Annotated in this window: 16 protein-coding genes; all 16 read left to right on the top strand. The window is 33.9% G+C overall.

Features of this window, described 5'->3' with window-relative positions; genetic code table 11:
• The first annotated feature begins 140 nt into the window (after positions 1–140).
• The 16 genes from mtnP (at position 141) to PHE88_04105 (ending at position 21,471) form a co-directional block, all read left to right on the top strand.
• Positions 141–1,001 carry an S-methyl-5'-thioadenosine phosphorylase gene (gene mtnP, locus PHE88_04180; protein ID MDD5687016.1) on the top strand — a complete coding sequence of 287 codons (861 nt, stop codon included), beginning with the start codon at positions 141–143 and terminating at the stop codon, positions 999–1,001.
• 310 nt (positions 1,002–1,311) lie between these two features.
• Entirely contained in the window at positions 1,312–1,932 is a 621-nt protein-coding gene (locus PHE88_04175) for a septation protein SpoVG family protein (protein ID MDD5687015.1), read from the top strand.
• Between the two features lie 86 nt (positions 1,933–2,018).
• Positions 2,019–2,723 carry a PilZ domain-containing protein gene (locus tag PHE88_04170; GenBank protein MDD5687014.1) on the top strand — a complete coding sequence of 235 codons (705 nt, stop codon included), beginning with the start codon at positions 2,019–2,021 and terminating at the stop codon, positions 2,721–2,723.
• Positions 2,724–2,815: 92 nt separating this feature from the next.
• Positions 2,816–4,468, top strand: a complete 1,653-nt coding sequence (locus tag PHE88_04165) for a tetratricopeptide repeat protein (protein MDD5687013.1) — start codon at positions 2,816–2,818, stop codon at positions 4,466–4,468.
• A 2-nt stretch (positions 4,469–4,470) separates the two neighbouring features.
• Positions 4,471–7,653, top strand: coding sequence for a serine/threonine protein kinase (locus tag PHE88_04160; protein MDD5687012.1), 3,183 nt, complete (start codon positions 4,471–4,473; stop codon positions 7,651–7,653).
• A 95-nt stretch (positions 7,654–7,748) separates the two neighbouring features.
• The gene (locus PHE88_04155) at positions 7,749–9,512 is read left to right on the top strand and encodes an ABC transporter ATP-binding protein (protein ID MDD5687011.1); all 1,764 of its coding nucleotides are present in this window, start codon (positions 7,749–7,751) and stop codon (positions 9,510–9,512) included.
• A gap of 126 nt (positions 9,513–9,638) precedes the next feature.
• Positions 9,639–9,833 (top strand): DUF5678 domain-containing protein, encoded by a 195-nt coding sequence (locus PHE88_04150; GenBank protein MDD5687010.1) that lies wholly within the window; start codon positions 9,639–9,641, stop codon positions 9,831–9,833.
• Between the two features lie 264 nt (positions 9,834–10,097).
• The gene (locus tag PHE88_04145) at positions 10,098–10,955 is read left to right on the top strand and encodes a Bro-N domain-containing protein (GenBank protein MDD5687009.1); all 858 of its coding nucleotides are present in this window, start codon (positions 10,098–10,100) and stop codon (positions 10,953–10,955) included.
• A 296-nt stretch (positions 10,956–11,251) separates the two neighbouring features.
• Positions 11,252–12,991 (top strand): ATPase, T2SS/T4P/T4SS family, encoded by a 1,740-nt coding sequence (locus tag PHE88_04140; protein ID MDD5687008.1) that lies wholly within the window; start codon positions 11,252–11,254, stop codon positions 12,989–12,991.
• A gap of 89 nt (positions 12,992–13,080) precedes the next feature.
• A complete protein-coding gene (gene cpaB / locus PHE88_04135) occupies positions 13,081–13,827 on the top strand; it encodes a Flp pilus assembly protein CpaB (protein MDD5687007.1) in 747 nt (248 codons plus the stop codon).
• A gap of 85 nt (positions 13,828–13,912) precedes the next feature.
• Positions 13,913–16,060, top strand: a complete 2,148-nt coding sequence (locus PHE88_04130; protein MDD5687006.1) for an ATPase, T2SS/T4P/T4SS family — start codon at positions 13,913–13,915, stop codon at positions 16,058–16,060.
• A 61-nt stretch (positions 16,061–16,121) separates the two neighbouring features.
• Complete coding sequence (locus tag PHE88_04125) at positions 16,122–17,012, top strand: type II secretion system F family protein (protein ID MDD5687005.1); 891 nt, start codon at positions 16,122–16,124, stop codon at positions 17,010–17,012.
• Between the two features lie 5 nt (positions 17,013–17,017).
• Positions 17,018–17,893, top strand: coding sequence for a type II secretion system F family protein (locus PHE88_04120; protein MDD5687004.1), 876 nt, complete (start codon positions 17,018–17,020; stop codon positions 17,891–17,893).
• Positions 17,894–17,986: 93 nt separating this feature from the next.
• Positions 17,987–19,081 carry a hypothetical protein gene (locus tag PHE88_04115; GenBank protein MDD5687003.1) on the top strand — a complete coding sequence of 365 codons (1,095 nt, stop codon included), beginning with the start codon at positions 17,987–17,989 and terminating at the stop codon, positions 19,079–19,081.
• Between the two features lie 249 nt (positions 19,082–19,330).
• On the top strand, positions 19,331–20,446 hold the full coding sequence (locus tag PHE88_04110) for a hypothetical protein (GenBank protein ID MDD5687002.1): 1,116 nt from the start codon (positions 19,331–19,333) through the stop codon (positions 20,444–20,446).
• Between the two features lie 167 nt (positions 20,447–20,613).
• Entirely contained in the window at positions 20,614–21,471 is an 858-nt protein-coding gene (locus PHE88_04105; protein ID MDD5687001.1) for a serine protease, read from the top strand.
• Positions 21,472–21,764 lie beyond the last annotated feature (293 nt).

Below are 21,764 nucleotides of genomic sequence, written 5' to 3'. Positions count from 1 at the left end.
ATTTTAAAATTTTAATCTCCCTAATCGGTTTTATTGTAGCGGTCGCATTACTATGCGACGGGTTTAATGTAGTCGCAAAGCTTACTTTGCGTTTGTAGTTGCAGACCCTTGGTCTGCCCAATTAAGTAAAGGAGAAAACAATGGACAATGTAAAGATTGGTATTATTGGCGGTAGCGGGGTTTATGAGATTGAAGGGATAAAACTGTTGAAAGAGTTAAAAGTAAAGACGCCGTTTGGAGAGCCGTCGGACGTGCTAAGGATAGGGGAACTGGATGGTATAAAAGTTGCATTTCTTCCCCGTCATGCAGTTGGTCATAGAATTATGCCGTCAGAACTTAACTCAAGGGCGAATATTTATGCTTTTAAAAAAATTGGTGTAGAAAAAATAGTTTCAATATCTGCTTGCGGTTCGCTGAAAGACGAGATTAGACCAAGAGACTTTGTAATTCCTGACCAGGTTTATGATAGAACCAAAATGAGACCTTCGACATTTTTTGGTGACGGGATTGTTGCTCACATAGGTTTTGCCGAGCCCTATTGCCCCGAATTAAGAAAGATTTTAATTGAAACATCAAAGTCTTTAAACATTCCGACCCATGATAGTGGGACATATGTTTGTATAGAGGGACCTCAATTTTCCACAAAAGCAGAATCAAAGGTTTACCGTTCACTTGGTTTTTCAATTATAGGTATGACCACCCTGCCTGAAGCAAAACTTGCGCGTGAAGCGGAAATATGTTTTGCTACTATCGGGCTTGCTACCGATTATGATGTTTGGAAAGAAGGCGAAGAAGTTTCTGTAGAAAAAGTTATTGAGAATTTAAACATTTTAACATCAAATGCAAAAAAACTTGTGAAAAATGTTATTGTCAAATTAAATTACGAAAGAAGATGTCTTTGCCAGGATGCATTGAAGTATGCAGTTATGACATCCCCTAAAATGATAAATGTTAAAACTAAGAAAAAGTTAGAACTTTTAATTGGAAAATATATAAAGTAAATGAACAATAGAGACGTCCGATGTCCGTGGTCCTTAGTCCGAAGTCAAAACCCTAACGCCTAAGTACTAACTACTGAGATTTAAAATTGATAGTAGCCGCAGAGCAAAGAGACTGTGTCATAATTGTAAAGAAGCCTGTCATTCCCGTGAACAGACTGTGTCACAATGTCATTGCGAGCGTTAGCGAAGCAATCTCATAAAATGTAATCCGTCGGTGATGAGATTGCCACGAGCCAATAAATTGGCTCTCGCAATGACAAACCGTGGATTATGACACAGTTTGAAAGCTCTGCTATTCAAAAAGGAGAAAATGAATAAATATTCTAGAATTTTATTAGGTTTTATTTTAACTGTTTCTTTTTGTGTTCCTGTTTTTGCATTAAATGAAGTTTATGTAACAAGTATTGATAAGACTCCTGGTGAAAGTAGCGGTATAAAATCAGATTTGACAGCAATTACACTAAATAACAAAATAAAAATTAAAGAAATACAGATTGTCAAATCCGGTGAAAAAACTACACTAAAATATCCTGTATATATTTCTAAAAATGGTAAAAAATACCCGCAGGTTGAATTACTGACAAAGCAGGTAAATGACGAAATAACAAGAGCAATTACAACAGGTGAACCTTCCATAAAACCGGTTCAACCGATGACATTTAAAATAGCGGAATTCATTCCTTTTAAAAATAGTAAATCTTCCCGTAAAGCGAACGTTTCGGTTGATTTTAATGAATCAGTTAGAATTTCCTGCGGGGTAATGGATAGTAATAAAGGACCCTGGATTTCCTGGCCTTCAAGAAAATCAGAAGATAGCGGGATTTGGATAAAACAGGTTTTGGTGACAGACAAGAAAATGCGGGAAGTTATTGAGAAAGCGATTATTAACAAATACAAGTCTTTAATGAGTGAAACTTCAGAAGAAGAATAATATTTCGTTGACTTTTAATAAAAAATATGCTTCAATAAAATGGGACTGAAAGCAGTAAAATTACGGTTTAATAGGTGGCTTGATAAATGGGCGATGACAGTAAAAGAAATTTTAGAAAAAATGTAAGAAATGAAGCAGAATTTTTTATTGATATTTACGCTGACGACCATACTACTTTCATTGGTCCCGGAAAAATAATTGATATTTCACTTGAAGGTATGTCTATGGAATCGGAAGCAGATATTCCGATGAATAATGAAATAGTTATTAATTTTTTGTTAGATAAAGAATATTTTTCTGTTCCTGCCGAAATTGTCAGAGCAGACAAAAGGGTAACGGTCAATTCATATGGTGTAAAATTCACTGACTTATCTCGATATTTGAAAGACAAACTTCAGCAATATATGCTTCAACAGTATGTTCAGCAACTGGTTGCTCCTGGAGCAAAGAAATCAGAAGAGAGAAGAAAAAAAATGCGTAATAAATTTAATATACCCGTTGGATTTTACGCAGCATCTGATAACGTTTTTAAGGGTACCGGAGAAGGACTTGACCTTAGTTCTAAAGGAGTAGCAATAAAAACTGATATATTTATTTTCGTTCAAACCAAGGTAACGGTCCATTTTATCTTGAAAAAGGATTCTTTTGTTTTTCCCGGTGAAGTGGTTGGAATGAATACAGAAAAAGAAGAACGAATTTATCGAATAAAGTTTGAAGATGCACCATTAGATAAAGTTGAATATATCCAGGAACATATATCGGAAATATCCAGCATAGCGGTCATGTATTAGAGATGCACGCGAATATACGCGAATGATTTGTCCAGTTTTAACTGGATTGGATTAGCGAGTATTTGCGTTTCTGAACGATAGTGAAGGTATCTATGAATATTAAAAAAATTGAAAAGTTAAAAAAAGAAGGCCGGTATAAAGAAGCATTGGTTGAATATTTGGAATATACAACGCAAAATCCTGATGATATTGCAGGTTGGAAAGAAGCAGGGTTGTGTTTGCTGAAATTAGAGAACTATGAAAAAGCGATTAAATATTATGACACGGCATCTGAAATAGATCCGTCTGATATTGAAATACTGTTCAATAAAGGTGTTTGTTACGAAATGTTGCGGGCTTATAGAAATGCCATTGAATGTTATGAAAAAGTAATAAAGATTGATCCTAAGAACAGTAATTCATGGAATAACAAGGCAGTATGTTTGGCGATGTTACAAGAACATGAAGAAGCTGTGAAATGTTATGAAAAAGTCCTGGGATATGAGCCTAAAAATTATCTTGCTTGGTTCAATAAAGGTTGTTCTTTATACCGGCTTCAGCAATATTCTGAAGCAATTTCCTGTTATGATAAAGCGATAGAAATAGAACCCAAAGATAAAAGAATCTGGTATAACAAAGGTTTGACTTTAAATGCTTTGGGAAAATATGCAAAAGCGATTGAATCTTTCGATAAGGTCTTGCAATTGTTTCCGCAAGATTATCAGGCTTTTTTCAGGAAAGGCAAGTCATTAATGGATTTAAAACATTATGAACATGCAATATCCTGTTTCGATGAAGCGTTGCGTATTGTGCCGGATAATTCCAATGTATTATTTAATAAAGGCAAAGCTTATGCAGCCCTGAAAAAATATGACGAAGCGGTATCCTGTTATGATAAAGCCTTGCTGGTTACTCCGGATAATTACAAGATATTGTATGAAAAAGGAGTTGTTCTTGTTCAGCTTAAAAAATATCAGGAGGCAATAAAATATTTTGACGGCGCTTTACAAAATTCTTTTAATCAGGATGTTTCTAGCTGGCTGGAAAAAATACATTGTCTTGTTATTATGGGTAAATATGAAGAAGCTTTAAAGAATTGCGATAATGCTTTAAAAATTAAGATAGACGAATCGAAAATATATTATGAAAAGGCAAAAATATTAGAAGTACTAAAAGAATACGAAAAGGCGGTTTTGTGTTATGACATATATCTTAAAAGTAACCCGTCAGATATTGATACAAAACTTAAAAAAGCATTTTGTTTGCAATCAATTAAACATTATGAGGAAGCAGTTGAAATTTACAATTCTGTTGTAGAATTAAATTCAGCTCCGGTTAATCCGGATGATATAGCTAAAATGGCATTCTATGTAAAATGGATATCTCAAAAAGCTATATGTTTTAATAACACAGGACAATATGATGAAGCGCTGAAATCTATTAACACCGTAATTGATATATTATTGCAGACTGATATTATTAATGATCCTCAAATATGGACAATAAAAGGAAATGCCTTGTGGGGAATTGGTAAGCATCAGGAATCTTTAAAATGTTTTAATTTAGCTTTATCGCTGGACAATAATAATATTGAAGCACAGTATCAAAAGGCATGTTGTTTAATAGCTATAGATGAAATAGATGCTGCAATAAAATGTCTGGATTTGATAATTAGTATTGATAAAGATAGCGTCGATGCGATTAAAAAGAAAGAATACTGTTTACAACTAATTACACAAAAAAACAATAGCAATAAGGAGGTTTGATTATGGCTCAAGAGCTAATTCGTAACAGATACCTTTTGCTAAAAGAAATCGGTTCCAGCAAATCTGCTGCTGTTTTTAAAGCGTGGGATTATAATTTAGAAAAAATGGTGGCAGTAAAGAAAATACATCAGCAGTTGACAGTTGATGATACAATAGCAGAAACTCTTCGTCAAGGAACAATCAGGTCTTCCAAACTGCAGCATAAAAATATAGTAGCAGTATACGATTTTTTCAAAAGTGCAGATAATATATGTTATATTATCAAAGAATATGTAAAAGGTAAAAATTTATCCGAATTATTAGTAAAGTGTAATGAGGCAAAAATACCGTTTCAAACTGAAATAGCATTAAAAATTATTAGTGAAATCAGCCAGGCGCTTTGTTATGCCCACGAGTTGAGAGATAAAACAACTGGTTTGCAAGTAGAGACTTTGCATCTAAATGTATCGCCGGGTAATATTCTGATTAGTACAGACGCGGCGATAAAATTAGCAGATTTTAGAATTGTTAGATCCGTTTCTTCAAAATCCGTGGAAGTACAGGATGCTAATAATGAATTTTCGGAAAATTATTTTTATATGTCTCCGGAACAAATTGAAGGAAAAAATGTGGACCACAGGTCAGATTTGTTTTCGTTAGGCATTGTGTTCTATGAGATTTTAACCGGCAATCAGCCGTTTGAAGGTGGAAATAAACAGGAAGTTATAGAAAAAATAACTAAAAGCGAACCGGATTTTTCTAAAATACCTACTGAATTGCAATTGCTTATCAGGAAAATGCTGGATAAAAACATACAAAAAAGATTTCAATCAGCCAGGGAACTTTTATCATCTCTTGCAACACTTACCGCAGGTCTTAGATTTGGCAAAAGACAGGAAGATATCTTGAAATTTATCGTTAAGCTTTTTCCAGATTTCCAAACTATGGAAGAAGCAGAAAAAGAAATCAATCAAAAGATTATATCAAAAGTCGGCATTAGTGAAGAATTTGAGATGGGTGAAGTACCAACCCCTGTAACATCTTATAAAGAAGTTGAGTACAGAGGAGTTGAAAAGAAAGCTCCTGTCGTTAATAAAGTTGTTGATAAAGGCGTTGATAAGGTTGTTGATAAAGTAGCAGTCGGCAAAGTTGCCGATAAAGTTGCTGAAAAAGACGTAAAAGAAAAAAAAGAAGAAATAAAAAAGAAACCTGTTGTTGTTGAAGTAAAGGAAATACATCCTAAACCAAAGAAAAGCATGCGGTGGCTCGGTGTTACAAGCATAATAATACTGGTAGGAATAATATTATTTGAAGTATTTTTGGACATTCATAAAAGCATAACGCCGTTGGGCGCCTATATTAAACATTCATTATTTACTTCGGATGTATACATAGACACTATTCCTACAGGTGCTAAAATTAGGTTAATTGATTCTCATGAAAATGATATAATTGTATCCGGGAAATATAATAATATAGCGCCCGTAGAGATACCTAATTTATCAAACGGTGACTACGCGTTAATTATATCCAAAGAAGGATTTAAGGAAACATCATATAAGATTAAAATTAGCAAAAAGATGGCTAATAAGAAAACCAATAGAGTCGAATTTATTGTACCGTTTGAAATTAAATTAAAAATAGATTCCATTCCTAATGGTGCAGAAGTATATCTTAACGGTCAGAAAACAGAATATGTAACACCTGCGGCAATTACGCTGGAAGCAAAACCATATGCAATAAGATTAAACAAAGAAGGATTTATGCCTGTTGGTAATATGGATATTAGTGCTTCGGAACATAAAGGGATATGTAATTTGGACTTTTTGGAAGGTACTCAGGATTTAGATAAAACAATGTGGAAATACGACGTTTTAGTTCAGAATAATGAAAAATTATATACGTTATCAAGTACTTTAGAAAAAGAAGTAACAATTAAAACAAACCCCGGTAATGCTAAAGTGTTTTTTGCGGATAATAATAAACTTATAGGCGAGTCACCGGTAAAAACAATACTAAAAACAGGAACATATCGTTTAAGAATAACAAAAGACGGATATAAAACAGTTGAAAGAAGTATTGAAATAAAAGGTAAAGATGACAGTCAATTTACCCTTGACTTGAAACGTGTCGAGATTAAATTAAAAATAGATTCTACTCCTAAAGGGGCAGTTGTATATCTCAACGGCCAGAAAACCGAATATGTGACTCCGGCAACGATTTCATTAGAAACGAAACCGTATGCAATAAGATTAGTTAAAGAAGGTTTTGTGACTGCCGGTAATATGAATGTTAGTGATTCAGAACGTAAAGGAATATGCAACTTGGACTTTTTGGCGAGTACACAGGATTTAGATGAAACACAGTGGAATCTTGAAAAATCAGTTCAAAATAATGAGAAAATATTCGCTCTTACCGCAACTTTGGGAAAAGAAGTCACCATTGAAAGTAACCCATCCGGGGCCAAAGTGTTTTTAGCGGATAACAATCAACTTATAGGTGAAACACCTGTAAAAACAACACTCAAAACAGGAACACATAATATAAAAGTAACAAAAGACGGATATGAATCAGCTGAAAAAAACATTGAAATAAGAAGTAAGGAAGATAAAAAATTTACTTTTAATTTGAAGCAAATCGAAGTTAAAATTAAACTAAATATTGATTCTAATCCCCAAGGGGCAGATGTGTATATTAATGGCGAGAAAACAAGTTATGTAACTCCGGCTGTTATTTCTTTAGAGAAGAAACCATATGCGATAAGATTGTCAAAAGAAGGTTTTACGCCTGTTGGAAGTACAAAAGTTGAAGATACGGACACTAAAGGGAAATTTAATATAGACTTTTTAGATGATTCAGCAGATTATGATGAAAATACATGGGAATTAACTGATATATCAAAGGATAATGAAAAAGCATATACACTATCTACCAATTTAACTAAAGTGGCAGCAGCGGCAGCACCAGCACCGGCAGTAGAGTCAGTAGCGAAAGATGTAATAGTAACAATTGAAACCACCCCGCCGCAGGCAAAAGTATTTTTAGTTGAAGGTAATATACTTTTAGGAGAAACACCGTTAAAAACCAAGCTAAAAACAGGCAAATATCGCATCCAGATAATGAAATTGCGTCGTAAACCCATTGTAACTACTATTGAAGTAAAAGACAAAGGAAATCTATTTACATTCACTCTATCACGTTCTTAATTCTCTTCCCTATAAAATCCGTGTAATCTTATTTTAATCTGTGTAATCAGGGATTGTTGAAGTATCTTTCGGACAACAATCTCATATTTGCTCAAATGATAAAAAAAGAAGACAATACAAAAAAATATTTTAATATAAAAGGAATATTTAAAATTCTCAGATACACATCTGCGTTTAAAAAAGAATATTTTATTGTATTTTTCTTTCTTGCCTTTCAGATAGCAAGCCATCAATTTATTGCTTTTTCCTTAAAATACCTGGTAAATGATATTATACCTTCCAAAAATGCACGATACATGATTTTATATGCCGTAGCTTGGATAATAGTTTTTTGTATGCACAGCGTGTTTACGCTTACCGCTTTAAAATATCGTATTTTATTGAATAGAAATTTAATTGCAAATCTCCGTTCAGAAATTGTCAAAAAACTCCAGATTCTTTCTATAAAATATTTTGATTTAAGGGGGACCGGGACCATATCAACAAAGATTCTTATGGATATGGACAGGGTACAGCAATTGTACGATTGGATAATCGGTTCATTCGGTTACTCTATAATTGCACTTATTATTTCTTTTTCTTTCTTATCTTTGTTAAATCCAATCCTTACCGTTATAACCTTTTTATATGTACCTTTTGTCCCGTTATTGCAGAGAATTTTCCGTAAAGGGATAATGAAAAATTCATATCTTCTAAGGTCTAATGTAGAGGGCTTGAGTGCAAAGATAATCGACTATATCTCCGGTATCAGGCATATACGGATATTTGCCAATGAGGATGTTCATAGCCAAAATATTTTAGACGAAATCAATAATGTAAAAGAAGCGGATATCCGTTATTCAATGAAGATGCGTGTATTCCTGATGATTATACAGTTCTTTACTGAATTTGTTCCGGTTTGTCTGTGGGTAGCAGCCGGAATCATTATGATAAAAAATGCAAACTTAACCCTTGGGGCTGTAATTGCATATTTAGCTATTGTCGGTAAAGTTCTTCAAATATTTAATGTATTTTTCTCTTCATTCGACCAGATTGTTGCAGCATCTCCATCAGTTGACGCTGTCAATAACCTTCTTGAAAATGATGAGGTGGAAAATCAGAATCCTAAAATAACAAAGTTTGAAATAGACGGCAGCATTAAAATAAAAAATGTGGACTTTGGTTACGAGACAAGAATAGGGCAAAAACAACTAAGTAATATAAACATGGAAATTACTGCCGGTGAGAAAATTGCCATAGTCGGTGAATCCGGTTCCGGTAAAAGTACATTTGTTAATGTTATTCTCGGGTTATACCCCATAACTAAAGGTAACATATATTTTGGGAATTATAATATTTCCGATTTAAAACTTAGAACTCTGCGGTCTCAAATTGCCGTGATGAGCCAGGACACGTTTCTTTTCAATACTTCTATTTATGAAAATATAAAATTTGCAAATTTTCCGGCGTCGCAAAAAGATATTGAAGAAGCATGCAAGAGAGCTGAAATATACGACTTTATAGTGTCTTTACCGGACAAATTCAATACTAACACAGGGGAACGCGGTATACGTTTATCAGGCGGTCAAAGACAGCGAATCGGACTTGCCAGGGTTTTTTTAAGAAACCCTAAAATTATTATTTTGGATGAACCTTCTTCTGCGATAGATGTATTTACTGAGCAGAAACTGTTTGAAACACTTTACAAGAACGTGGATGGAATAACACTTATAGTAATTGCCCATAGAATCTCAACTATCAGGAATGTCGACCGTATTTTTGTTTTTGAAAACGGTAGTATCATAGAAGAAGGAAAGTACGAAGTCCTTAAACAAGGAGAAGGAATATTTGCCAATATTTTAAAAGCAAGTATAACATAATTACTCCAATCGAGTCGTAGTGTCATGCATCTTGCTGCATGGAGCTTAATTACATATTTTAAACATATAGATTTTTCTTTACTTTTATTGTATTTGTGTTATAATTACTATCAGCAGGGGGAAAATATGGCTGCAATTGATTTAACTTTTTTTAAATCTTACATTGGTAAGTGGGTAGCGTTATCAAGAGATGAAAAAGAAGTAGTTGCTTTTGGAGATACATTAAAAGAAGCTGTTAAAAAGGTTCAAGAAAAAAAGTATAAAGATCCAATTTATACAAAAGTTGCTCCTTTGGAAAGTTTTGTTCCATTCCATAGATGAAATTTTCATATAAAAAATATCCTTCCTTAGGGCATCCTAAACACTTCCACAGACTACGCCTTTATTCCTTACGGTGACCTCGGTAATACCCACAGAATAGCATTCGCTATAAAATTTTAAAAAATGTTGTTTTCATTAGCAAAACATTCTTCTTTTAATACACTACAAATTTTGATATAATCAAATGTATAAAAAGGTACTATATTATTTACTTAAATAGGGTTAGCGATTAGGTTATATTTGATGCAGAATAATGGGGGTAAAATGGTTTCAAACGGATTAATAAAAATAGATGTTTTTAAAGGCAAGCAGGTAAGACGTTTATTTCTTAATAGTGAATGGTGGTTTTCTGTGATAGATGTCATTGCGGTATTGACAGACAGCGATAATCCCCGCGATTATTGGTATAAGATGAAAATTAGAGATAAAGAAGAGTTAGAAGTTGAGTTGTCGACAATTTGTCGACAACTGAAATTAAAAGCAACGGACGGTAAATATTATAAAACCGATTGTGCTAATACAGAAGGTATTTTCCGTATTATTCAGTCAATACCATCACCCAAAGTAGAGCCGTTTAAGCGCTGGTTAGCTAGAGTAGGCAAAGAACGGATAGATGAAATTGGAAATCCCGAACTCGGAATGCAGAGAACCAAAGCACTTTATGAAAAGAAGGGTTATCCAAAAAATTGGATAGAAAAACGTTTGCGTGGCATAGCAGTAAGACAAAAGTTAACTGACGAATGGGATGAAAGGGGTGCAGAAACCGATACAGAATATGCGATATTAACTAATGAAATAATGCAGGGTGCTTTTGATATGAAAGTAGAAGATTATAAAAAACACAAGAAACTTGCACAACAAAACCTTCGCGACCATATGACGGATTTAGAGTTGATAATTACAATGCTTGGAGAAGCGGCAACAACAAAAATAACCCAAGACAGGAATTCTTATGGATTTCCAAAACTTCAAAAAGATGCCAAAGATGGCGGTGCGGTTGCCGGTAGAACAAGGAAAGATATTGAAAGACAAACAGGAACAAAAGTGATTTCCAATGAAAATTTCTTACCAGTGCTTGATGACGTCAAAAAAATAGAGAACAAGAAAAGAAAAAATGTTTGAAATCATATTTTGAAAAAAGAGGACAACATCCCGTTTATTTAACTTGCAATTTCCTGCTTGCTACAGGGTCACCTTATGTCATTCCCGCGAAAGTGGGAATCCAGAAGATGAAAGGCTGGATTCCGTGTCAAGCACGGAATGACGGAATAATAAAAGTTTACAACATTTTAGATACCCTGCAGCTTGCTGCGTGGAGCTTCATTACATATTTTATTTGACTTTTGGTTATAAATAAGTATACTACCACAAGATAATAATATTTCTAGTCTGTTGACAGGCAGATTGGAGGACTACAGATGACTAAATTAGGTCAGATTTTAATTTCAAGAGAAAAGATTACTCAAGAACAGCTTCAGGAAGTGCTTATAATTCAACGAAAAACAAAAGAAAGAATCGGTAAGATTCTGGTTGACTTGGGTTATATTAACGAAGAAGATTTACTTAGCGCTTTTGCGGAATTAAAAGGTGTTGAATTTGTTCGTTTAAGTAATTTACCTGAAATTCCCAGGGAGTTGCTGGATTTAATACCGTTTGATTACGCATTCAAGAAAAGCGTAGTTCCTCTTTCGATTTCCAATGATAAAACCACAATTTATGTCGCTACCGGTACCTTAAACGAGGTGGTGCTGGATGATTTAAAACATATTGCAGGTAATAAAAAAATCGTAGCAAAATTGACTTTAGAATCAGATATAAAGAAATTTTTTGATACGCATTTTAGTAAAAGTTTTCAAGAAGTACTTACAGGTATGTCTTCCCGTCAGACTGAAATAAAAAATATAGAAGAAGAAGTCAATGCTGATGTGGAAATCGTAAAAGAAGAAGAAATGCGGGTGAGCGGCGAGGAGCAGGCGCCGGCAATAAGAATTGTAAATGAAGTTTTAAAAAGAGCGGTGGATATAAGAGCAAGCGATATTCACATAGAACCATACGGGGAAGGTGTATATTTGCGTTATAGAATTGACGGTGTTTTACATGAACAGCCGTCTTTACCTAAAAAATTACAGAATTCGATTATTTCAAGAATAAAAATTATGGCAAAACTTGACATAGCAGAACGCAGATTACCCCAGGACGGCAGAATAAAAATTAAACTTGGTGAAAAGGAAATTGATCTTCGAATATCTATTTTGCCGACAGTGTTTGGCGGGAAAGCTGTTATCCGTATACTTGACCCGGGTTCTCTGTGTGTCGATTTAAGTAAATTAGGGATAGAACCTACTGCTCTCGAATTGTATCAGAGAAAGATAAAAACCCCGCATGGAATAATATTGGTTACAGGACCGACAGGCAGCGGTAAAACAACCACACTTTACTCGACACTTACAACATTAAATAGCCGCGATGTAAATATAATAACAGTTGAAGACCCTGTTGAATATATACTTAAAGGTATAAATCAAATGCAGGCTTTTCCTGAAATAGGGCTTACTTTTGCTAATTCCCTGCGTTCGTTTTTGAGGCAGGACCCGGATATAATAATGGTCGGAGAAATCCGTGATACCGAAACAGCAGAAATCGCTATTAATGCTGCGTTAACAGGTCACCTGGTTTTCTCTACTTTGCATACTAATGATGCGGTTGGTACTATTACAAGATTAATCAATATGGGTATAGAACCGTTCTTAATATCAACAACACTTATTTTGTCTTTAGCACAAAGACTGGTAAGAAGATTGTGTCCGGATTGCCGCCAGCCGTATGAATATCCAATGGAAAAACTTGCTAAATTAGGCGTTGATGCGCCTATGCTTGCCAACGTTAAAAGAACTGCGCATTCAGTCACTTTATATACTAATAAAGGTTGTGATAATTGTATGAGGACAGGTTATAAAGGGCGAGTTGGCTGTTATGAAATACTGGATGTAAAAGAAGATATAAAAGAACTTATTCTTCAGCGGAGTTCTGCACGCGAAATAAAAGACGCCGCTCTAAAGAATAATGATATGATTACAATAAGAAAAGATGCGTTGACGAAACTATTGGCCGGTACCACCACACTTGATGAAGTATTAAGAATTTCGACAAACGACTAATCCATTAGAACACGCCGCTTTATCTCACCATGCGCTAACGCGCACTAAAACGCACCAACACGTATTAACTGTATTAAAAAGCATTAAAAATGAAAAATAAAAAGATACTTTTAGTTGCTATTGCACTGGGTCTATTTGCTGTTATTTTAACTTTTGGACTTATCCGTTCGTTAGAAACGAAATACCGTTATGGCGCGCAAATGACAGATGTTCTTACTGCTAAAGGGTATATTACGGAAGGTACTCTAATAACCGGTTCAATGGTTAATGTTGTAAAAGTTCCTGCCGCTTACAAAATGCCAAAAACGCTTGATAGTGTCAGCCAGCTTATGAACGAGGAAGGTTTAAACATATATGCTACTGCCGTTCCCATCGAAGAAGGAGAACAAATTCTCACTACCAAACTTTTAACTCCCGGCAAGGATACAGGACTTGCAATAATAATTCCTGAAGGCAAAAGAGCTATTTCAGTTCCTGTTGATGTTGCATCCGGTGTTGCAGAGCTGATAAAACCCGGTAATTATGTTGATATTCTATGTACGCTTGATGAACAGGATAAAACAGTAACAGTTTTACAAAATGTTTTGGTGCTTGCATATAAGCAAAATATAATGGGTACAACATATACCAAATCCCAGCCGGCAGGTGGTCTTGATAATATGTCTGCACCGGCAGAGGATGCTTCACCTACGCTAACCATTGCAGTCTCACCATATGAATCCCAAATGGTTGCACTTGCTTCCGGAAAAGGGGTCTTACGTTTGACATTGCGAGGGCTGAACGATCACAATATCGTTAATATAGGTGCAGCAACTATGGGAATATTCTCAAAATGACACTGTTGAAAAAATTCAACAGTGTCATCCCGAACTTGATTCGGGATCTAAATGACTTCCATAAAACTTTTTTCAATCATACATTATGTCATCCAAAATAATAGCAGTTATTGGTTCTAAAGGCGGTGTCGGTCAGACATCGATTGCTATTAATCTTGCTATTGCATTGAAAATTCAGTCCAAAAAACGAGTTGCGCTTTTAGATTTTAATTTTAATACAATAGGAGAAATCGCACTCTTACTTTCCATTCCTGAAACAAAATCGCTTTCAAATTTACTGCCTGTTATTGATAAGCTTTCTGCACAGATGTTAAAAGGTTATGTAGCCGAACATTCATCCGGTATTGATTTTCTTACAGCAGTCTCCGAATCAGCAGATGTACCCAAAATATTTCCTTCCCATGCTGAAAAAATAATCTCGATTTTTTCAACTATTTATGATTATGTAATAATAAATATTAACAAGGATTTTAGCGATTTGCAGATAGCTATTATTGATAATACGGATATGGTTGTTTTAGTTACGACACCTGAACTATCCGCTCTTTATCATGCAAAAAAGATTTATCAGCAGTTCAGCTCAAATCATTTTCCTGTACAAATGATTAAGATTGTTCTGAACAAAGCAGATATTCCCGGCGGATTAAATGTGGAACAGGTAACGGAGTATATTGAACGCGAGCCATCCTGGCTAATACCTTTTGACATCGCTTCAGCAGTCTCTTCAATAAATACAGGTGTTCCGGCAGTAATAGCATCGCCAAAAGTTTCTTTTTCCAAAGGAATTTTTTCAATTGTAGAAGCAATTGTTAAAGAAAAAGTTTCCCAGGAAAAACACTCTGACGAAACTGTTAGTTTTAAAGATACAATGGAACAGGTAAGAAACGAACATCGTCTATTAAGAAAAGAAAGGGAAGTAGAAATAGTAAAGACAGAGACGGTTACTAATCCGGCAATCGAAACCGAAGAGTTAAAAATGCGGGTATATAATAAACTTGTCGAAGAAATGAAAGAAAGGAAAATGGAACTTACTCCTTCTAATGACAAGCAAAAAATGACAGAGATGCGGCAGATAATTCAAAAAGCGATTGAAAAGATATTAGATGCAGAAGGTGAAGAACTTACTAGTCGTATTGACAGGACACGGATAGTTACGGAAGTTTTAGACCAGTCGCTCGGGTTAGGTCCTCTTGAAGATTTATTAAGGGATTCGTCAATTACGGAAATCATGGTTAATGGCCGCGACAGGATTTACATAGAACGTAAAGGAAAAATATTTTTATCAGATAAGAAGTTTAGTACAGACCAGCAGCTTTTAAATGTTATTGAACGGATTGTCACACCGTTAGGACGGCGGATTGATGAAGCATCTCCTTTAGTAGATGCCCGTCTTAAAGACGGCAGCCGTGTTAATGCAGTAATACCCCCGTTATCACTTGTCGGTCCCTGTCTTACAATCAGAAAATTTTCAAAAGAAAGACTTGTATTTAAAAATCTGATTGATTTCAATTCAGTTACCAAAGAAATGGTTGAGTTTTTAAGGATATGTGTTCAATTGCGGAAAAATATAATTATTTCAGGCGGGACAGGCAGCGGTAAAACGACATTATTGAATATTTTATCAAGTTTTATTCAGGCTGATGAAAGAATTTTAACAATTGAGGACGCCGCAGAACTTCAGCTTCCGCAGGAACATTGTATCAGGCTTGAAAGCCGGCCGCCAAATATTGAAGGTGCAGGTGAAATTACTATCAGGCGGCTTCTGATAAACTCTCTCCGTATGCGGCCTGACAGGATTGTTATTGGCGAATGTCGCGGCGGCGAAGCGTTAGATATGCTCCAGGCGATGAATACCGGTCATGACGGCTCGCTTACAACTATTCACTCAAACACTCCGCGCGATTGTTTATCCCGTTTGGAAACACTTATTTTAATGGCAGGAATGGATTTACCTACATCAGCGATCAGAAACCAGATTTCGTCTGCTATAGATATTATTGTTCAGATATCACGATTTTCGGATGGGACAAGAAAGATTACTCATGTTACTGAGGTAACAGGGCTTGAAAATGACACGGTTACCCTTTCCGATATATTTCTTTATAAACAAACAGGAATTGAAAAAAACGGTAAAGTGTTGGGAGATTTTAGTCCCACAGGACTTGTACCGTCATTTACCGGTGAAATTAAATCACATGGTATTGTGCTGGATATGGGGATATTTGGAGCATAGATAGCACACAGAATACAGAACATAGGATTCAGTACTCAGCACACAGGATTCAGGGAAAAATATGTTAATAATTACCTTTACTTTTTTAATTATTGTTTGTGTGTTTGGGTTTTTCTTTTTAATTACCGTTAAACTTCTTACTAGTAATATTCTTACCGGTGATAAAATTAAAGAAGTAAAGCATTTTGCTGAGGATGGTGTTAAGAAAATCCCGTCAATTAAACTGATGATTTCCCGGTTCGCAGAAGACCCCAAATCACCGCAAGCAAAGAAACTGAAAATTTTTTCCCTTATGGTTTTCTTACTGATTGGCTATATTTTAACAACAAAAGTATTTTTTGCAATTGTTTTTGGGTTTTTTGGTTTTTTCTTCCCTGAGTTTCTTTTAAAACGTGCTGAAAACAAAAGACTTAAACTTGTAGACAAGCAGCTCTCGGATGGCTTGGTTTTAATTTCCAATTCTCTTCGGAGCGGGCAGTCATTTGCCCAGGCGATTGAAGTCATATCCCAGCAGGGACAATCACCATTATCAGAAGAATTCAATACGGTAAATCAGGAGTTGAAACTTGGTATTGAAATGGAAAAAGCGTTAAATAATCTTTCAGAACGGCTTAAAAAATCCAAAGAAATGAGGATAGCAATGACTGCCATAAATATTGCGAGGGAAACAGGCGGCAATATGTCGGAAGCATTAATTACACTTTCTGAAACAATGAGAAAAAGGAACGAGATGCAGGGTAAAATAGAATCTCTTACCGCGCAGGGAAAGCTTTCAGGGTTTATTACAGCCTCGCTTCCTTTTGCATTGTCGTTTTTTATTTATCTGATTGACCCGGATTTGATGAGACCGATGTTTACTACATTTTTCGGTTATATAATAATACTTGTAGTTCTAACAATGATTGCCATAGGCGGCTTAATCATAAAAAAAATCGTAACAATAGATATATAAATATTATGGCGTATATTATTTCATTAATTATCGGAGGGTTTGTCTTCATTGTTGCCTTTAATTTTTGGCCGGAAGGCGAAATTGTTAATTTAAAAAAGCGTTTTAGCAATCAACCGTCTCCTAAGCAAACGCTTACCCAGCTTTCCAATACTGTTGTTGAAGCCATTGTAAAATGGGTATCAGGAATAAATTGGGGATGGCTTGTTAAACAGCGTGAGATAATAAAAAAACAATTAGATATGGCAGGTAATCCACAGGATATGACACCTGACAGTTATCTTGCCATTACTCTAATATGTGCAGCAGGTTTTTTAATGATGGAACTTATGTTTCTTAAAAAAACAAATTTAATGGTAATGTTTATATCTTTAGCTATAGGGGGGTTCTTACCGAAATTATATTTAAGTGATTTAACTAAAAAAAGGCATCGTTTAATTGTCAGAACACTACCGGATATACTGGATTTAATTACACTTTCAATGGAAGCAGGGGTTGATTTTACAGCATCAATAAGCAAAGTAATTTCTAAAACAGAAAAATCACCGCTAATAGAAGAATTTGTAATTATGCAGCGAGGTATGCGGCTTGGGCAATCACGAATGGCTTCAATGAAGGACATGATAGCACGGGTACAAGAACCGAACCTCTCCACAGTAATTACAGCGCTTGTCCAGGCAGAAAAGCTCGGTTCTTCATTAGGTCCGGTTTTGCGGGTTCAATCAGAACAGATGAGAGTAAAAAGATTTCAACTTGCCGAAAAAATGGCACAGCAAGCACCTATAAAAATGTTATTCCCGCTAATTTTTTGTATATTACCTTCAATATTTTTAATGTTGTTTGGTCCAATTGTATTACAATATTTAGGAGGCGCATTTAAGTGATTTTTGTTTATGAAAACCATTTCTAACTTTATGATTGTTTCATAAGTTAAATTGTAGCCGCAGAGCGTTAGCTCTGCTAAAACTTAGCTAATTATGTTATCTAATCCAAAAAAAAACAGTATCATTCTTAAACTGACAGTCACGCAAATTGTATATTTTTTCGTACTTATAGTTGGTTTAGGGATAATTATGTATTTTTATCAGAAAAATATTTTAATGGAACAATTTTTCTCAAATACCAAAACAATCGTTCAAATATATGCCTCGTCCTGTTCCGATGCGAAAGAGTCAAAAGATGATATTTTATTGTTATCATACGTTGATAGGATAAAAAAACTTCCGGATGTTATAAAAGTAATGATTTTAGATTCAGAAGCGAGAGTAAGTGTTAATAGTGAAAAATCGGAAATAGGTCAAATTATGAAAGATGACTTTATATCAAAAAATATTACATTGTCAAATAATTTGCTTGTTCAGACATATCAGGATATTACTAATGAATATTATGTTTTTTCAATGCCAATTTTTCTAAATATGAAAAAAGTTGCATTTTTAAGAGTTGATTTTTCATCTGAATCGGTTAAAACTGCCATGAATTCTTACAAGGAAAAAATAATTATTGTACTGGTTTTGATGCTTACTTTAGTTGCTATCGGAGTTTATATTATATCTTTCAGGGTGGGTAAAGGGATTAATGAATTAACGGTGCTTTCAGATGCGATTGCTAATGAAAAATATGACGAACCGTTATTTAATAACATTAGCAAGAGAAACGATGAAATAGGCGTTCTGGCAAAAGTTCTTTTAGCGACAATGGAAACAGTAAAAAAGAACTATACCTCTTACGAAGAGAAATTATCTTTTACCCGGGCGAAATTCTCTTATTTCTTGCAGTCAATAGGGAAAAACTTTGCAGAGGGCGTAATATTTTTAGACCAGGACAATAAAATTGTTTATATAAACAGTCCTGCCTGCGGTATCCTTTCAATACCAATTGAAGGTAATATCGGAAAACATATTTTAGAGATGATTAAAGATGTAGAGTTTATAGATACTATTTTAGAATCAGTTGCAACCCCGAATCAGATAATAAAAAAAGAATTAATAAACTTGAAGACTTCGGTAGCTGTTACAGCAGTCCAAGAAGAAGTTACAAGCGAAATTATTGGAAGTATTATAGTGTTTTAATTTATTATGTGTTTTGTTAAGTCTAACAAAAAATATTCTTAGTTGTTCTACAATTTCTCAAGTTGGAATCTTGCCAGAAAAATCCCAAAACAAAACCGTTGGTTTTATTTATATTGAATTTCCGTTAAAAAAGATATAAAATTATATTAATGGTTATTGCAAGAAAGGTTGCATTTTAAATTTTGTTCTGATTGTGCCATATTTGAACAGAAGTTGCCAATAATAAAAATATAAAAAGTTGGAATGGTTATGACAAAGCCTAAAGTCGTCACGGATAGTCTGAGCGAGAAGAAATCAATATTCAAGCATCCTTTATTCCTAGTTATAGTAGGGGCTATTAGTACTATAATATTTCAAGTAATATTTTTACCAGAAAAAAAACCTAATATAATTCCACTTATAATAGTCAATACAGGACTTATAAAAGAAGAAAAAATAGGAGATTTTGAAGTTCCGAATCTAAGTGATAAAATTCCATATGTGAAAATAATAGTAAAGAATGAAGGAACTAAAGAAGATTATGACCTTGAAACAATGTTCAGATTGCTGCTAAAAGATAATGTGATAGTATCAAAAGAAATAAAATATAATCCAGAAACATTAGAAAAAAATATCAAAGTCAAAGATTATTCGCCAAAATGTTTCTATCAGAAGATCGAGTGTATTCAAGTAAATTCCAATATAGAATATGAATTCAGATTGAAAAATTATATAAAGGAGATTGGTAATGACTATTCTTGTTCAGTAAATACAAAAAGTAGAAATTGGAATATTATTACTCAGATTAACCCCAAGACTGAATCAAATTCTATCTTTATAAAAATCTATAACAATATAAAAAAGAAGGTAAAAAGAAAATCAAATATAAATTCATTAAAGTTCTCATTAAACTTATTTGGAACGAACAATTTATGTGCTGAAACAGGGCAGGCTACTAATAAACCATGGTTAAAAGACTTACCTGCATCTGGTATTTTAATTGGTGAATATGATCCAATAACACTTTCAAATTCAATTTTTATTATGACATATTACAAGGGGTTCATCACACAAAAAGATGCTGAAGAAATAAAAAAAATAGTAGAATCAGAAAAGAGAGGAGTACTTTTTGGTGGAATAAATATATTGAAATTTGCTGAAGTATTTATCAATAAACTAATACAAAATAAATATATAACTATTCAGCAGGCAGACGAAGTACTTAAAAGTTCCCAAGAAGTAGGTGGAGTACTTGTTGGTGGATATAATATAATTGTGCTTGAAATTGAAATTTTAAACAAACTTCTGGAAAATGGATTTATCACTCTTGAAGAAGGCCAAGAAATAGTAAATGTATCAAGAAAAATAGTCAAACAAGACAAATAAGAAATGATAAAATGAAGAAAAATTATAGGCTTGATTTATTTGTTGATCTAACAAGGAAGTAAATATTAAATTGTTCTGATTTCTCCAACTTTGACCGAATTTGATAGTTATATTTTTAGAATAAGTTAAACAAAGTTTTTAAATTATAAATTTTATTAGGAGGAGCAGTGAAAACTATAAAAATTTTATTAGTTTATTTTTATGTAATAGTTGTGCTTTTGTTTTACAGTAAAATTTGTTTATCAGATGAAAATATTCCTATATCGACCAAATGGTTATTAGATGCTGCAGGAGAAACTAATAGACAATGTGTCAAGTCCGTTTATATGATTATTAATAAAAGCAATTCTATGAAAGGAACCGCGTTTCTGTTAAAAAATGGTCCATTGGTAACAAATGAACATGTAGTTCGGGGAGGAAATAATTCTAACATTATAATAATTTCACCTTTTAATGAAATAATTAAAATAAAAAATATATTACATGATGAAAACAGAGATTTATCTATGTTAATACCTGAAAACAAACTAGATGGTGGTCTTGTTTTATCTTCCGAAGATATTCTTGTAGGGAATGAAGTGTTAACTTGGGGTTTCCCTTTAGGTTATAATGGTCCTGCCCCACTTTTATCAGTTGGACACATATCTGGATATTCTTCGTATCCCAGAAATGACAAAAAAGGTTTTGTAAAACATATAGTTGTAAATGGTGCATTTAATCCGGGGAATTCTGGCGGTCCTCTTTTTAGAGCCAATGATGATAAAGTAATTGGAATTGTTGTAAGTAAACATGCTCCTCTTACAGAGTACATTGATTCAGCGATAAAAGCACTTGCAAATAACCCATCAGGGATGATATATTCAGCTACAAATAGTAATGGAGAAAAGGTTAATTACTCTGAAGCTCAGATTGTTGCAGATATTTTGATTTATTACAGGGAATTATCACAAGTTATGATAGGAGAGGCTATAAGTGTTTCAGAACTTCAGGAATTTATAAAGGAACAAGGAATAAAGTTAGAATAAATAGTAAATTGAGGGATGTGGTTGATTTGGTTAATATGAATATGACTTCTCCATAATCCACCAGAATCTTGCATTGAAAATTTGAAGTGATTTTGCAACACTTTCTTCTCGAATCTTGAATAATATGTGAAAAGAATCTTCTTGACTCATCATGCTATACCAATTATTCAGACACTGTCTGAATAATGGTCCTTAGTTTTATAGTGATTTCTACAATTTTGAATATTTTTAGCAGTAATATTTTTAGAGTGTAAAGGTTAAAAATCTTTTTACTTGCTTTTATTGAGGAATCT

The organism is Elusimicrobiota bacterium (assembly GCA_028718185.1).
In the GTDB taxonomy this organism is placed as follows: Bacteria; Elusimicrobiota; UBA8919; order UBA8919; family UBA8919; genus JAQUMH01.
Note: the sequence above shows the minus strand (reverse complement) of the source record. Positions and strands in the feature narration are given on the sequence as shown.

Bases quoted from the DNA above. Each gene is read 5' to 3' on its own strand.
- mtnP (MDD5687016.1), top strand. From the start codon at position 141: ATGGACAATGTAAAGATTGGTATTATTGGCGGTAGCGGGGTTTATGAG.
- PHE88_04175 (MDD5687015.1), top strand. From the start codon at position 1,312: ATGAATAAATATTCTAGAATTTTATTAGGTTTTATTTTAACTGTTTCT.
- PHE88_04170 (MDD5687014.1), top strand. From the start codon at position 2,019: ATGGGCGATGACAGTAAAAGAAATTTTAGAAAAAATGTAAGAAATGAA.
- PHE88_04165 (MDD5687013.1), top strand. From the start codon at position 2,816: ATGAATATTAAAAAAATTGAAAAGTTAAAAAAAGAAGGCCGGTATAAA.
- PHE88_04160 (MDD5687012.1), top strand. From the start codon at position 4,471: ATGGCTCAAGAGCTAATTCGTAACAGATACCTTTTGCTAAAAGAAATC.
- PHE88_04155 (MDD5687011.1), top strand. From the start codon at position 7,749: ATGATAAAAAAAGAAGACAATACAAAAAAATATTTTAATATAAAAGGA.
- PHE88_04150 (MDD5687010.1), top strand. From the start codon at position 9,639: ATGGCTGCAATTGATTTAACTTTTTTTAAATCTTACATTGGTAAGTGG.
- PHE88_04145 (MDD5687009.1), top strand. From the start codon at position 10,098: ATGGTTTCAAACGGATTAATAAAAATAGATGTTTTTAAAGGCAAGCAG.
- PHE88_04140 (MDD5687008.1), top strand. From the start codon at position 11,252: ATGACTAAATTAGGTCAGATTTTAATTTCAAGAGAAAAGATTACTCAA.
- cpaB (MDD5687007.1), top strand. From the start codon at position 13,081: ATGAAAAATAAAAAGATACTTTTAGTTGCTATTGCACTGGGTCTATTT.
- PHE88_04130 (MDD5687006.1), top strand. From the start codon at position 13,913: ATGTCATCCAAAATAATAGCAGTTATTGGTTCTAAAGGCGGTGTCGGT.
- PHE88_04125 (MDD5687005.1), top strand. From the start codon at position 16,122: ATGTTAATAATTACCTTTACTTTTTTAATTATTGTTTGTGTGTTTGGG.
- PHE88_04120 (MDD5687004.1), top strand. From the start codon at position 17,018: ATGGCGTATATTATTTCATTAATTATCGGAGGGTTTGTCTTCATTGTT.
- PHE88_04115 (MDD5687003.1), top strand. From the start codon at position 17,987: ATGTTATCTAATCCAAAAAAAAACAGTATCATTCTTAAACTGACAGTC.
- PHE88_04110 (MDD5687002.1), top strand. From the start codon at position 19,331: ATGACAAAGCCTAAAGTCGTCACGGATAGTCTGAGCGAGAAGAAATCA.